At 72.4% G+C, this 15491-nt stretch carries 4 protein-coding genes; all 4 read right to left on the bottom strand.

Annotated features, from left to right (window positions below; translation table 11 throughout):
• Nucleotides 1-10: 10 nt before the first annotated feature.
• The 4 genes from PUT80_RS06080 to PUT80_RS06065 all read right to left on the bottom strand — a co-directional run bounded on the left by PUT80_RS06080 (nt 11) and on the right by PUT80_RS06065 (nt 15473).
• Nucleotides 11-5251 (bottom strand): type I polyketide synthase, encoded by a 5241-nt coding sequence (locus tag PUT80_RS06080; protein ID WP_275291338.1) that lies wholly within the window; start codon nt 5249-5251, stop codon nt 11-13.
• A 235-nt stretch (nt 5252-5486) separates the two neighbouring features.
• On the bottom strand, nt 5487-6383 hold the full coding sequence (locus PUT80_RS06075) for a nucleotide disphospho-sugar-binding domain-containing protein (RefSeq protein WP_275291337.1): 897 nt from the start codon (nt 6381-6383) through the stop codon (nt 5487-5489).
• 145 nt (nt 6384-6528) lie between these two features.
• Nucleotides 6529-6945 (bottom strand): DUF1707 domain-containing protein, encoded by a 417-nt coding sequence (locus tag PUT80_RS06070; protein WP_043836763.1) that lies wholly within the window; start codon nt 6943-6945, stop codon nt 6529-6531.
• Nucleotides 6946-7196: 251 nt separating this feature from the next.
• Nucleotides 7197-15473 carry a type I polyketide synthase gene (locus PUT80_RS06065; RefSeq protein ID WP_275291336.1) on the bottom strand — a complete coding sequence of 2759 codons (8277 nt, stop codon included), beginning with the start codon at nt 15471-15473 and terminating at the stop codon, nt 7197-7199.
• Nucleotides 15474-15491: the final 18 nt, after the last annotated feature.

The following is a 15491-nucleotide window of genomic DNA, read 5'->3' as shown; positions in this document are numbered from 1 at the left end:
GTCTGCCCGTTCATGAGATGCCCAATTCGTCGTCCAGCACGGCAAACAGCTCGTCGTCGGTGGCCTCGTCCAGACCGGCTTCGGTTTCGGCTCCCGCGTGCGCGTCGGTCCACTTGCGCACCAGTGCGTCCAGTCGCGCGGCGACCTTCGCGGTCGAGCCGTTCAGCGTTCCGGCCGCGCCGCCGAGGAGGGTTTCCAGGCGGTCGATCTCGGTCAGCAGCGGCTCCGCGGCGCCGCGGGCCGGGCCGAGCAGCTCGTGCAGGCGCCGGGCGAGCGCGGCGGGCGTCGGATGGTCGAACACGATGGTCGCGGTCAGCTTGAGCCCGGTCAGCGCGCCGAGCTGGTTGCGCAGCTCGACCGAGGTGAGCGAGTCGAACCCCATTTCCTGGAAGGCCCGCTCGGGCTCGACGGACGCGGCCGAGGCGAAGCCCAGCACCGCCGCGACCTGCTCGGCCACCACGTTCAGGAGGTAGGCCTCGCGCTCGGACTCGAGCAGCGTGCCCAGCCGGGCGGCGACCGCGGCTCCGGAGCGGGCGGCCGGGCGGCGGCTCGGCGCGGGCCGCACGAGCCCGCGCAGGACCGGCGGAAGAGCGTCGCTGCGGGCGCGCAGGGCCGCGAGGTCGAGCTTCACCGGCGCGAGCACGGCGTCCTCGGCGGTGAGGCACGCGTCGAGCAGCGCGAGGGCTTCCTCGGTGGCCATCGGCGGTGTGCCGAGGCGGCGCAGCCTGCGGAAGTCGGCCTCGTCCAGTTCGCCTGCCATGCCGCCGTCCTCGGCCCAGGCACCCCAGGCCAGTGCTGTCGCCGCGAGCCCTTGGGCCTGGCGGTGGCGAGCCAGCTCGTCCAGGTAGGCGTTGGCGGCGGCGTACCCGGCCTGGCCTGCGGCGAGGACGGTGCTCGCGGCCGAGGAGAACAGGATGAACGCGGCCAGGTCGCCGGTCAGCTCGTGCAGGTTCCACGCGCCGTCGACCTTGGGGGCGAAGACGCGGTCCAGCTCGTCGTCGGCGAGGGCCTCGACCCGGCCGGCGGCGGGGACGCCCGCGGCGTGCAGGACGGCGGTCAGCGGCGCCTCGGCCGGGATCGCGTCGAGCAGCGACCGCACGGACGCCGCGTCGGTGACGTCGCAGCTCGCGATCGTCACCTCGCCGCCCAGCCGCCGGAGTTCTTCGCGCAGTTCGGCCGCGCCGGGCGCGGCGGCACCCCGGCGGCTGGTGAGCAGCAGGCGGCGCACGCCGTGCCGCGTCACCAGGTGCTTCGCGACGACCGCGCCGAGCCCGCCGGTGCCGCCGGTGATGAGGACGGTCCCGTCCGGGTTCCAGTTCAGCTCCCCAGCTGGCGGGGACGCAGGGGTCAGGCGCGGCACGAGAACCTTGCCGCCGCGGACGGCGGTTTCCGGTTCCCCCGTGGCCAAGGCGGCTTCGGCGGTGCCGTTCCCGTCGAGGTCGACGAGCGCGAACCGGCCCGGGTTCTCGGCTTCGGCCGCCCGCACCAGGCCCCACACCGGAGCGAGGGCCGGGTCGACGTCCTCGCCGTCGACCGACACCGCGCCGCGCGTGACCACGGCCAAGCGGGTCTCTCCGTCCTCGGCGAGCAGTTCCCGTACTGCGGTGAGCACCTGTCGCGTGACCGTGCGGGCCGCTTCGGGCGGCGGACCGTCCGGAGTGGACACTTCCAGCACCTTCGCGCCCGCGGCGTTCCCGTTGTTCCCGGCGGGTTCCCACTCCACCCGGAACAGCGAATCCCGGGTCGACGCCAGCTTGTCCAGCGAGATCGGCCGCGCGGCAAGGGATTCGACGGACAGCACGGGCGAGCCCGCGTCGTCGGCGATCCGCAGCGTGATGGTGTCGGAACTGGTCGGCGAGACGTGCACCCGCAACGCCGCAGCTCCCGCGCGGTGCAGGGTGGTGCCGCTGAACGCGAACGGCAGCATCGGCTTCGCTTCGCCGTCCTCGGGCGCCGGGCCGAGCAGCTGGGCGTGCATCGCGGCGTCGAGCAGCGCCGGGTGCAGACCGTAGCCGACGGCGTCGGCAGCGTCGGGCAGGACGACGTCCGCGTACACGTCGTCGCCGTCGCGCCACATCGCCCGCAGGCCCTGGAACGCGGTGCCGTAGTCGTAGCCCAGCTCCGCGAGCCGCGCGTACGGGTCAGCCAGCTCGACCTCGACGGCACCGGCCGGCGGCCACTCGGCCAAGTCGAACGAGGGCGGCTCCGCCTCGGTGCCGGCGAACCCCTCGGCGTGCCGGATCCAGGCGTCCTGGCCGTCGGGTCGCGAGTGGACGGCGATCCGGCGGCGGCCTTCGTCCTCGGCGTCCACCGAAACCTGGATCGCCGCGCCCGCGCCCTCGGCGAGAGTCAGCGGGGCGTGCAGCGTCAGCTCCTCGATCCGGGAGCAGCCCGCTTCGTCGGCGGCGCGCTGGGCGAGTTCGAGGAAAGCCGTGCCGGGCAACAGAATCGTGCCGAGGACGACATGGTCGGCGAGCCACGGTGCGGTGGTGGTCGACAGCCGGCCGGTCAGCACGAGCGTGTCCGAGTCCGGGACCCGCACGACGGCGCTCAGCACGGGGTGTCCGGCGGGCTCCTGGCCGTGGTCCGCGACGTCCCCGGCGGCGATGGTGGCGGGTGCCCAGTAGCGGGTGCGGCGGAACGAGTAGGTGGGTAGCGCGACCCGGCGGGCACCCGCGTAGAACGCGGCCCAGTCCACGGGAATCCCCCGGGCGTGCAGGGTCGCGAGCGCGGTGACGACGGTGTGGGCTTCGGCGCGGTCCTTGCGCTGAGCCGGGACGAAGGCGAGTGCGTCGTCGTCCAGCGCGGTCCGCGCGGCGGCGGTGAGCACCGCGGACGGTCCAATCTCGACAAACGTCCGGACGCCTTCGCCAGCCAGCGTGCACACGCCGTCGTAGAACCGGACGGCCGCGCGGACCTGGTGCACCCAGTACTCCGGCGTCGTGAGGTCGGCGTCGGCCGAGACCGTCGAGACGATCGGGATCGCAGGCGCGGCATAGGAAAGCTTCCTCGCGACGGCGGCGAACTCGGCGAGCATCGGCTCCATCAACGGCGAGTGGAAAGCGTGCGAGACGCGCAGCTTCGAGGTCTTGCGACCCTCGAACTGCGCGGCGACCGCGGCGGTTCCTTCCTCGGTACCGGAAACCACGAGCGCGTCCGGGCCGTTGATCGCGGCGATGCTCACCTCGTCCGTGAGCAACGGCGTCACCTCGGATTCGGTGGCCTGGATCGCGACCATCGCGCCGCCCGCGGGCAGGGCCTGCATGAGCTTCGCGCGCGCGACGACCAGCGTGCAGGCGTCGCGCAGCGAGAGGATTCCGGCGACGTGCGCCGCGGCCAGCTCTCCGATCGAGTGCCCGAGGAGGAAGTCCGGCCGCACGCCCCAGGTTTCCAGCAGCCGGAACAGCGCGACCTCGACAGCGAACAGCGCCGGTTGTGTGAAGCCGGTCTGCTGCAGTGCTTCCTCGTCTTCGAGAACCGTCCTCAGTGGACTGTCCAGGTGCTGGTCCAGTTCGGCGGCCACGGCGTCGAGCGCTTCGGCGAAGGCCGGGTACTGCTCGGCGAGCGCCAGGCCCATCGCGGCGCGCTGGGCGCCCTGACCGGTGAACAGGAACGCCATGCGGCCGTTGCCCCGCCGATCGCGCACTACGCCGGGCGCGTCGGCACCCTCGGCGAGCGCGTTCAGCCCGGCAAGCAGCTCCGTGTGGTCGGCACCGACGACGACGGCCCGGTGGTCCAGCGCCGAACGCGTTGTGGCGAGGGAGAAACCGATGTCGGCAAGCGAACCGGCGGTATCGGCGAGCCGCGGTGCCTGCGCGGCCAGGGTGTCCGCCGAGTCGGCCGACACCGGCCACGCGACGACCGGCAGCGCGGGCGGGGTCGTCGGCTCCTCCGAGACAGTCTCCGCCTGCTCGACAATCACGTGGGCGTTCGTGCCGCTGATGCCGAACGACGACACCGCGCCACGCCGCGGCCGAGACACTTCGGGCCACGCACGGGACTCGGTGAGCAGCTCGACCTTGCCCGCCGACCAGTCGACGTGCGGCGAGGGCGCGTCGACGTGCAGGGTCTTCGGCAGCACGCCGTGGCGGATAGCCTGCACGACCTTGATCACGCCGCCGACACCGGCCGCGGCCTGCGCGTGCCCGATGTTCGATTTGAGCGAGCCGAGCCAGAGCGGCTCGCCCGCTGCGTCGGAGCGCTGACCGTAGGTTGCCAGCAGGGCCTGCGCCTCGATCGGGTCGCCCAGTTTCGTCCCGGTGCCGTGCCCTTCGACGAGGTCGACGTCCGAGGTGGACAGTCCGGCCGATTCGAGCGCCTGCTGGATGACCCGCTGCTGCGCCGGTCCATTGGGGACGGTGAGCCCGCTGGAGGCACCGTCCGAGTTGACCGCGCTGCCGCGCACCACGGCGAGCACGTCGTGACCGAGCCTGCGGGCGTCGGACAGCCGCTCGACAACGAGCACGCCGACACCCTCGCCCCAGCCGGTGCCGTCGGCGCTCGCGGCGAACGCCTTGCAGCGGCCGTCGTCCGACAGGCCGCGCTGTTCGGCGAAGTCCACGAACGTCCCGGGCGTGGCCATCACGGTGACCCCACCGACGAGAGCCAGCGCGCAGTCCCCGCGGCGCAGCGCCTGGGCGGCCCAGTGCAGCGCGACGAGCGAGGACGAGCACGCGGTGTCCACCGTCACCGCCGGGCCCTCCAGCCCGAGCGCGTACGCGACCCGTCCGGAGACGACGCTGCCAGCGGCTTCGTGGCCGAGGTAGTCGTGGTACATCACCCCGGCGAACACACCGGTGTTGCTGCCGCGCAACGTCTCCGGCACGATGCCGGCCCGCTCCAGCGCGGTCCAGGACGTCTGCAGCAGCAGCCGCTGCTGCGCGTCCATCGCCCGGGCCTCGCGCGGCGAGATGCCGAAGAACTCGGGGTCGAACTCGGCGGCGTCGTAGAGGAAGCCTGCCTCGCGGGTGTTCGTGGTGCCGGGCCGCTCGCCCGAAGGGTCGTAGAGCGCGTCGAGCGCCCAGCCGCGGTCGGCCGGGAACGGGCCGATGGCGTCGGTGCCGGTCGCCACCAGCTCCCACAGGTCCTCCGGGGAGGCGACGCCGCCGGGGTAGCGGCAGTCCATGCCGACGATCGCGATCGGCTCGGTCTCGGCCTCCCGCGCGTCCCGCAGCGCCTGCTTCGCCTCGCGCAGTTCCGCGGTGGCGCGCTTGAGGTAACCGAGCAGCTTGCCCTCGTTTTCCGTGCTCACGTCATTGCCCCCAGTCCGGCGCGGGCGAAGCAGAAATTGGCACTCACGTAATCGACCGCCTCGGGAAGTTGCCGCGATTTCCAGGTGATTCCGGGAAAAACGCTATCCAGATGTGGTGCCCCGTCCCACCCCTAACCGACGGAGTCCGGGGTCGGCGACCGGCGGACATGCGCGAGAGCCGCCCTGCGGGAAACTCATTCCCTCAAGGCGGCCCTCACGGACTTCTGCGGTGCGGTCAGCGAATCAGTTCGTCCACCACGGTGCGCGGGGCGGGCAGTGCCGCGATTTCTTCCCGCAACGCCTTCGCGGCGCGGCCGAGCTCCTCGTCGGCCGTCAGCGTGCGGGCCGCTTCACTGGAGCCGGCCTTCCCGGCACCGGCCGCCGCGATGCGCTCGGTAATCGCTGATTCGGCAAGGGAAAGCTGGGGCAGGCCGTGCGCTGCCGCCGCGAGCGCGAGGGCCGCGTCGCCGTCGTGGATGACCGCGGCGCACGTCGGCAGCAGCGCGGCCGGCGGCACGCAGTCGACCAGCCGAGCGTTGGCCGGCAGCGTGACCCCCTCCGGTACGCGGGCCGAGCACACAAGTTCGAAGTCCGCTCCCGCGACCGCGTCGAACAGCGGGCCGAACAACGCTTCGTCGGTGAGGGAAAGCAGCACGCGACTGCGTCGTGCCTTGCGCCGCAACCAGTTCGGCACCACCACGGGACCGAAGTAAGGCACGTGCCGCACCGCTCGCACGGCTGTTTCACCGGTCCGCAGCGACGGCGGCACGGTGTCCAAAGTGACGTCTGCGGTGTCGTCCGAGTCCGGCTCGTCCAGTGCGCCGAGGACGCGGACGGCGACAGCTCCGACCGCTCGCGCGGCGGCCGTTCCCGCCGGGGCGAGGGCGTCGGAGACCACGACCTGGGGGCGCCACAACTCGGCGAACTCGGCCAAGGCCGCGGACTCGGCGAGCGCCTCTTCGGTGCCGTTTTCCAGCTCGACCGCCACGCAACTGGTGCGGAGGATCTCCTCGGTGAACGAAGGGCGTCCGGCGATTTTCACGTCATGGCCCGCCGTCCGCAATGCCCACGCGAGTGGCGCGAGATTGTGCAGCCGGGCGGGCGAAGACGGGGCGGCCATGAGCACACGCATGGAATCCACTCCAGGAAAAGGAAACCGGGGCACGCCCGGCGCGAATGGTTGATCCGAGATTAACCGCGCCGGAGATGCCCCAGTACCCCTATTGCGCAGCCGATCAGGGACACCCCGGTCGTGCTTCGCCGTCGACAGCCCAGCCTTATCCGCCCGCCCCGGACACCGCGCGCAGGCGGCGGTCCCATTCGCGCGCGGCCCACACGCCGCCCGCGAGCACGCCGCCGCCGAACAGCACCCAGAGCAGCCACGACGGGTCCCAGTCCCCGTTGAGGACGCCGTCCAGCAGCCAGATCACGATGTGGACGACGCTGACGAGCAGCCACAGCGCGATCGCGACCCGCGGCGCCGCCTCGAGCGCGGGCGGGATGACGTCCCCGGTCTGTCCGGCGACCGCGACCCGCAGCGCGGCTTGCGTGGTCGCGGTTTGGACGCGCGCCAGCCGCCGGGCCGCCTCGGCGACGTCGTACTCGCCTTGCGAGCGGGCGTGCTCGATCTCGGTGGCCGCCAGTTTCCGGTCCAGCTCGGTGACCCGGCCCGCGAACCGGCGGGTCGCGTTCACGACAGCGGACCTTCGGCCAGAACGCGTTCCGGCGCGGGCTTGGATGCCGCCACGACCATTCCCGTAGCCTCTCAGCTTGATTAGTGTAGGGCTTGCACAGTTTACTCGAAGGGCGCTGCGGAGCGGAAGGCGGCAGCTGGGCACGATCGGGTCGGGCTCCGGTGACGCTCGGCGTGCAGCGCCGTTTTCGCGCGCGGAAACGGCGGAGGCACCCCGCCGAACGGGGCACCTCCGCCGCCTGAGTTACGCGGCTACCGCGAGCCGAGCCACTCCTCGACGGCGTGCGCCGTCGTCTCCGAACTGCTCTCGACCAGGCTGAAGTGATCGCCCGGGACGACCGCGGTGTCGTCGGACAGGCTCCAGGCCGTCCGCCACGCCTCCGAGTCCCCGGTCACGGCCTCGCCCGCGTCGAACCGGTCCTCCGGGCGCACCAGCAGGCTCGGCGCCGCGATCTTGGGCAGGGTGACCTCGGGAAGCACCTCCAGGTACTTGGCGAGCGCGGTCAGCTTGGTCCGGTCGTACGGTCCGTACCGGTCCTCGTTCGCGAGCAGTCCGGAGACCAGGCCGAGGGTGGCCTCGTCCCGTTCCTCCTGGTCGCTGCGCTGCATGTCCTCGCCGCCGGCCGCGTAGGTGTCCAGCAGGACGACCGCGGCCGGGCCGGTGCCCGATTCCTCCAGCCTGCCCGCGATGGCGTGCGCGAAGATCCCCGCGGACGAGTAGCCCAGCAACGCGAACGGCTCGTCGCCCACGGCCTTGCGGACGCTCTCGGTGAGCACGTCCACGATGGCCTCGGCCGACTCGGGCAGCAGCTCGCCCGCCAGGAATCCCGGCATCGGCAACGCCGACAGCGTCCGCACGCCGCGGAAGTGCGCGGCGAACCGCGCGTACTGGTACGCGCCGCCCATCGCCGCCGGGGTGGACAGGCACAGCAGGTGCGGCTGCTTCGGTCCTTCGGCCATCCGGACCGGTGCCGGGAGCTGGTCGATGTCGGCCGACGACCGGAACGACTTCCGCAGCCGGGCCGCCGCGCTCAGCAAGCCGATCCCGTTCTCCGTCTGTCCGGAACGGACCGCTTCGGTGAACATCTGCTTGAGCCCGTCGGAAGCCGGGTCCTCCGGCGAAGCGCCGCCCGCACCGTCCAATTCGGACAGCAAGTGGACGGTCAGCGCCATCGGGTTCTGGTGGTCGAAGATGACCGTCGGGGACACGCTCAGCCCAATGGCCTCGTTGAGGCCGTTGCGCAGGCCCACCGCGGTCACCGAGTCGAAGCCCGATTCGAGGAAGTGCCGGTTCGGGTCGACCTCGGCGGAGTCGGTGTAACCGAGCACGGCCGCGGTGTGCTCGAGCACGACCTCCAGGAGGATTTTCTCGCGCTGCGCCTGGGTTTGCCCGGCCAGCCGCTTGCGGAGCGCGTCCGGGTCGGCCGCGACGCCGGTGCTCGCCGCGCGGCGCACCCGGACCGGCCCGGCCTTGACGGCTTCCACCGGTGCGGCAACGGTTTCCCGCACCTCGGCGACCGGACGCACCGTCACGGCCTCGATCGAGGCGACCGGCTTGCCCGCCTGGTCGGCCAGCGTCACCGCGACCGCGTTCTCGCCGACCGGGGTCATCCGCACGCGCAGCTTCGCCGCCGAGGTGGCGTGCAGTTCGACGCCCGCCCACGCGACCGCGAGTCCCGGCTCGCCGCCAGGCAGTAGACCGAAGGCCTGGATCGCAGCGTCCAGCGCAGCCGGGTGCAGCCCGAACCGGCTGGCCTGCTGGCTCGTCTCCTGACCGAGGCTCACCTCGGCGAACACCTCGTCGCCCCGACGCCAGCCCGCGCGCAGCCCCTGGAACGAGGGGCCGTGGCTGAGTCCTCCGCCTGCCGGTGCCTCGTATCGCACCGGCACCGGCTCGGCGGCGGCGGGCGGCCACTCCTCAAGCCCTTCCGGCCGGGCCTTCCCGCCGGTCAGCGATCCGGTCGCGTGCCGGGTCCATCCGGCGATCGGGTCGTCTGGACGCGAATACACCGTCAGCGACCGCACGCCGTCCTCGTCCCGAGCGCCGACGACGGCCTGCACCTGCATCTTCCCGCGCTCGGGCAGCACGAGCGGCGTGTGCACGACCAGGTCCTCGACCCGCGAGCAGCCCGCTTCGTCACCGGCGCGGACGGCGATCTCGACGAAAGCCGCGCCCGGCACCATGATCTCGCCGCCCACGGTGTGTTCGGCCAGCCACGGGTGGGTCCCGGCGGAGAGCCGGCCGCTGAGCACGATGCCGTCGGAGTCCGCCAGCCACATCGCCGCGCCGACGAGCGGGTGCCCGGTCGATTCGAGTCCGGTGACGCCCAGGTCGCCGCTCGACCTGATCGCCTCCATGTCGACATCCGGCCAGTACCGCTTGCGGTGGAACGCGTACGGCGGCACCGGCACCCGCCGCACCTGCTGGCCCGCGAACAGGCGCGTGCCGTCGAGGGCGAGACCGTCCACATGCAACTGTCCGGCCGCGCGCAGCACCGCGGCGGTCTCGGCGAGCTCGACCGGCAGCACAGGCAGTTCGGTGACGTCCTCGCCCGGCCCGGTCAGGCACGGCGGCACATCGTGCGCGAGCGCGCCGCCGGGACCGAGGTCCACGAACCGGTTCACTCCCGCCGCTTCGAGGCTGCGGACCGCATCGAGGAAGCGGACCGGCTCGCGCAAAGTGGCGACCCAGTGCGCGGGCTCGGACAGTTCGTCCCCGGCCAGCGCTCCGGTGACTGTGGAGACCACCGGGACGCGCGGGGTGCCGTACGACAGCTCGCCAGCGATCTCGGCCAGCTCCGCCAGGACCTCGTCCATCCGCGGCGAGTGCGCGGCCTGCGGCCGGGCGGTCAACAGCGGACGCACTTCCTCCTCGCTCGCTTCGACCTCGACCATCGCGCCGCCGGGCATTTCCTCGAGCAGCTGCGCGCGGCTGGCGACCAGTTTGACCGCGTCGGGCAGCGACAGCACGCCCGCGACGTGCGCGGCGGCCACCTCGCCGCCGGAACGGCCCAGCACGTAGTCGGGCCGCTGCCCCCAGAATTCGAGCAGCCGGAACAGGGCGACCTGGACGGTGAACAGCGCCGCCTGCGTGAACGACGTCCGCGCGAGCTGTTGCGCGTCCACCGAGCCCTCCTCGGCGAACAGGACGTCCAGCAGCGGCCGGTCCAGGTACGCCCCGAACTTCTCGCTCACGTCGGTGAATTCCCGGGCGAACGCGGGGAAGGCCGCGCAGAGGTCCTTGCCGCTGCCGGGCCGGACGGCGGCGTGGCCCGCGAACAGGAACGCCGTCTTCGCGCCCGCCCGGACGCTGCCGCGCAGCACCGTGGCGGCGGATTCGTCGTTCGCCAGCGCAGCGAGCCCCGCGAGCAGTTCCTGCCGGTCCGCACCGACCACGACGGCGCGGTGCGGGGCCGGGGCGCGGAAGGTAGCCAGCGAGTACGCGAGGTCCGCCAGACCGGGTTCGTCAGCGGTCAGCCGGGACAGCAGTCGCTCCGCCTGCAACGGCAGGGCTTCCTTGCTGCGCGCGGAAAGCAGCAGCGGCAACGGCCCATCCGACTGGGGCGCCGCGGGCTCGTCCTTCCCCTGTGCGGGCGCCTGCTCGATGATCACGTGCGCGTTGGTCCCGCTGTATCCGAACGAGGAGACCCCGGCGCGGCGCGGACGTCCGGCGTCCGGCCACGGGATGGTTTCCGCCAGCAGCCGGACCTGGCCCGCCGACCAGTCGACCTGCGTGGTCGGGTTGTCCGCGTACCGGGTCATCGGCAGTTGCTCGTTCCGCAGCGCCATCACCATTTTGATGACGCCGGCGACCCCGGAAGCGGCTTGGCTGTGGCCGATGTTCGACTTGACCGAGCCCAGCCAGAGCGGACTGTCGCCGGGCCGGTCCTGCCCGTAGACCGACAGCAGTGCGCGCGCCTCGATCGGGTCGCCGAGGGTGGACCCGGTCGCGGATGCCTCGACAATGTCCACATCGGACGGTTTCAGCCCGCCGAGCGCGAGTGCCTTGCGGATCACGCGTTCCTGCGAGGATCCGCTGGGCGCGGTCAGCCCGTTGGACGCGCCGTCCTGGCCCACCGCGCTCGACCGGATCACCGCGAGGATCTCGCGGCCGTCGCGCACGGCGTCCGAAAGCCGCGCGACCACGAGGACGCCGACGCCTTCGGACCAGCCGATGCCGTCCGCGTCCGCGGAGAACGACTTGGACCGGCCGTCGGCCGCGGTGCCGCCGGAATCGAAGTGGGCGAACGGGCTCGGCGAGGTGAGCGCCGAAACGCCGCCGATCAGCGCGAGCGAGCAGTCGCCCTGGTTCAGCGCCTGGCTCGCGGAGTGCAGCGCCACCAGGGACGACGAGCAGGCCGTGTCGATCGAGACCGACGGCCCCTCCAGGCCGAGCGCGTAGGACACCCGGCCGGAGACCACGCTGCCGAGCACGCCGGTGCTGCGGAACAGGCCGTTGGTCTCCATGTCGCCGGCGGGCCCGGGGTCGTAGTCGGACTTCATGACCCCGGCGAACACGCCGGTGTCGCTGCCCTTGAGCGAAACCGGGTCGATCCCGGCCCGCTCCAGCGCCTCCCAGCAGGTCTCCATCAGCATCCGCTGCTGCGGCTCGATCATCGGGGCCTCGTTGGGGCCGATCCCGAAGAAGGCCGCGTCGAAGTCGGTGATGTCGTGGACGAACCCGCCCTGCGGCACCCGCCCGCTCGCCTCGACCAGGCCGAGCCAGTAGTCCATGTCCCAGGACCGGTTGGCGGGGAAGGCGGAGATCCCGTCCCCGCCCGACGACGCGAGCTGCCACAGCTCCTCCGGGGAGGCGACCTCCCCGGGGTACCGGCAGGCCATGCCGATGATCGCGATCGGCTCGTCCCCGGCGATGGAGGTCAGCGTGACCGTCTCCTGCTTGCCGTCCAGCTCGCCGAGCAGCGACTGGTACAGGTGCTCGGCCAGCTCCGCCGCCGTCGGGAAATCGAACACGAGGGTGGGCGGCAGGGACAACCCGGTGGCCGCGCCGAGCTGGTTGCGCAGTTCGACGGCCAGCAGCGAGGTGAAGCCGAGGTCGTTGAACGCGCGGTCGACGTCGATGAGGTCCGCCGAGTCCTGGTCGAGCACCGCGGCGATGTTGGCGAGGACGACCCCGCGCACGGCCTTGAGCCGTTCGGTGGCGGGAAGCGCGAGCAGCTTGCCCCGCAAGGAATCCGGGTCGGCTTCAGCGCTGGCCTGCGTAGCGGTTTCCGGGGCGCTGGCGGCGCGCCGTGCGACCGGTTCCGGTGCGCGGCTGGACTCCCGGCGAGGCGCGGCGGCGCGGACGGCAGCGAGCTGTTCCTCGGAGATCTGCCGCAGCGTCAATGCTTCGACCGAGGCGACCGGATTCCCCGCCACGTCGGCGAGTTCCAGTGTCACGGTGTCCGGCGCCGTGCGCCGCAACCGCACCCGCGCCGCGGCGGCACCGGAGGCGAACAGCTCGACACCGGACCAGGTGTACGGGAACGAGATGCCTTCTGCGTCGCTCGCCAGGCCGATCGCGTGCAGCGCCGCGTCGAGCACGGCGGGGTGCAGGCCGAAGCCCGCCGCGTCCCGCTTGGCTCGTTCGGGCAGGCTCACCTCGGCGAAGATCTCGTCCGCGCCGCGCCACGCGACCCGCAAGCCGCGGAAGACCGGCCCGTAGTCCAGGCCGCGGTCCGCCATTTCGTCATACAGGTCCGCGAGTTCCAACTGCTCGGCTTCGGCGGGTGGCCAGGAAGCCGGTGCGAAGGACGCCGCGCCGTTCGCGGCGGCCAGCACCCCGCTGGCGTGCCGGGTCCACGTTCCTTCGCCGGTCAGGTCGTCGGTGCGCGAGCTGATCACGAATGAGCGCGCCCCGGACGCGTCCGGGGCCGCGACGTTGACCTGGATCCGGACGCCGCCTTCCGCGGGCAGCGCCAGCGGCTCCTGCAGGGTCAGCTCCCGCAGCCGGGAGCAGTCCACCCGGTCCCCCGCCCGGATGGCGAGTTCCACGAAACCCGTGCCGGGGAAGAGGATCGAGCCGCCCACGGCGTGGTCGGCCAACCAGGGGTGAGTACTGACGGAGACGCGTCCGGACAGCACGACGCCCTCGGAGTCCGCGAGCACGGTGGCCGCACCCAGCAGCGGGTGGTCCACCGGTTCCAGGCCGAGGGAGACCGGGTCGCCGTAGATCTTGGCCGACTGCATCCAGTACCGCTGCCGTTGGAACGCGTACGTGGGCAGTTCGGCGAGGCGTGCGCCGCGGCCGGCGAAGCAGGCCTGCCAATCCGGCGAGACCCCATGCGCGTGCAGCTCTCCGATCATCGCAGTCACGGCTTCCGCGGGCCGGTCGCCGCTCGGCGCGGACACGACGAGGGCGTTCCCGGTCAGGCTTTCCCGCGCGCCCGCGGGTCCGAACTCGACGAACCGATTGACGCCCTGGGCTTCCAGGTGGCGGATCCCGTCCGCGAAGCGGGCCTTCGCACCGAGCCGCCGGACCCAGTACTCCGGTGAGCGCAATTCTTCCTCGGTCGCCAGCTCCGTGCCGCCGCCCGGCAGCATCGGAATCTCCGGCTCCGCGTAGGTCAATGGATCGGCGGCCTTCCGGACCGCATCGGGTCCGGCGTCGGCGGCTGCCACCAGCCCGGCTGCGTCCGCGAGCGACAGCACGCCGGAAACGTGTGCGGCGGTCAGCTCGCCGATTCCTTGCCCGGTAACGAAGTCCGGGGTAATCCCCCACGACTCCAGCAGCCGGAACAACGCCACCTCGACAGCGAACGCAGTGCCGTTCTCGGCCAGCGTCGCGCGGGCTTCTTCGTACGCCGTGGCGAACGCGGGGAACGCGGCGCTCAGCTCTTGGCCGAGACCGTCGGACGCGGTGCCGGAGAACAGGAACGCCGTCGACGTCTCGCCACGCGCCACCCCGTGCACGACCTCGTCGGAGGTCTCCCCCTCGGCGACAGCGGTCAGGCCGCGAAGCAGTTCCTCGCGGCCGGTCCCGGTGACCACGGCCCGGTGCGGGAACGCCGACCGGCCGGTGGCGAGGGAGTAGCCGATGTCGAGCGGGTCGAGACCCGGATTGCCGCGAACGTGCTCCAGCAGCCGCGCGGCCTGTGCCTGCAGCGACTCCGGGTTCCGGCCGGACAGCACCCACGGGATCGCGCCGCCCGCCGGGGTTTCCGGCTGCTCGACCGCGGTGTCTTCGGGAGCCTCCTCCAGGATGATGTGCGCGTTGGTGCCGCTCATGCCGAAGCCGGACACCGCGGCGAGGCGAGGCCGGTCGGTGCGCGGCCAGTCCGCCGGTTCGGTGAGCAGTTCGACGCCTCCGGAGGCCCAGTCCACCCGGTGGTTCGGCTCGTCCACGTGCAGCGTCTTGGGCAGTTGGTCGTTGCGCAGCGCGAGCACGACCTTGAGCAGCGAAGCGACCCCGGCCGCCGCCTGGGTGTGCCCGAGGTTCGACTTGATCGAGCCGAGCCGCAGCGGCCGACCGTCCGGCCGTTCTTTGCCGTAGGTGGCCAGCAGTGCCTGCGCCTCCACCGAATCGCCGAGCGGGGTCGCCGTGCCGTGCGCCTCCACGAGGTCGACCTGGTCGCCGGACACCTGGGCGTTGGCCAGCGCCTGGCGGATCACCCGCTGCTGGGCCGGGCCGCGCGGCGACATCATCCCGTTCGAGGCGCCGTTCTGGTTGACCGCGCTGCCGCGGACGACCGCGAGCACCGGGTGGCCGTTGCGGCGCGCGTCCGAAAGCCGTTCCAGCAACAGCATTCCGGCGCCCTCGGACCAGCCGATGCCGTCCGCGGACTCGGAGAACGAACGGCACCGGCCGTCGACCGACAGCGTGTCGTCGACGCTGAACTCGGCGAAAGTCTGCGGGGAGGCCATCACCGTGACCCCGCCGGACAGGGCGAGCGAGCACTCGCCCTGGCGCAGGGCCTGCACCGCCATGTGGAGAGTCACGAGCGAGGACGAGCACGCGGTGTCCACGGTCACCGTGGGCCCTTCGAGACCGAACGCGTAGGCGAGCCGTCCGGACACCACCGCGGAGGAACCGTAGTGGCCGGGGTAGTTGTGGTACATCACCCCGGTGAACACCCCGACCGGGCTGCCCTTCACCGACGCGGGCTGGATCCCCGCCCGCTCGAACGACTCCCAGGTGGTCTCCAGCAACAGGCGCTGCTGCGGGTCCATCGTGAGCGCTTCCCGCTCGCCGAACCCGAAGAACCCGGCATCGAACTCAGGTGCGTCGTAAAGGAAACCGCCGTGCCGGGTGCGGCTGGCTCCCGGCCGCTCGCCGGTCGGGTCGTAGAGGCGGTCGGTGTCCCAGCCGCGATCGGTGGGGAATTCGCCGACGACGTCGGAGCCGTCGGCCAGCAGCCGCCACAGGTCCTCCGGCGTGCGCACGCCGCCGGGAAACCGGCAGGCCATGCCGACGATCGCGATCGGCTCGTGGCCGGCCCCGCTGAGCTTCTTGTTCTGCGCGCGAAGACGCTCGGTCTCCTTCAGGGACGCACGGAGGGCGTGAACCAGCTTGTCGTCGGACTTGTTCATTCAGACCTTCTCCTGAGT

The sequence above is a fragment of the Amycolatopsis sp. La24 genome (assembly GCF_029087445.1).
Classification (GTDB): Bacteria; Actinomycetota; Actinomycetes; order Mycobacteriales; family Pseudonocardiaceae; genus Amycolatopsis; species Amycolatopsis nivea.
Note: the sequence above shows the minus strand (reverse complement) of the source record. Positions and strands in the feature narration are given on the sequence as shown.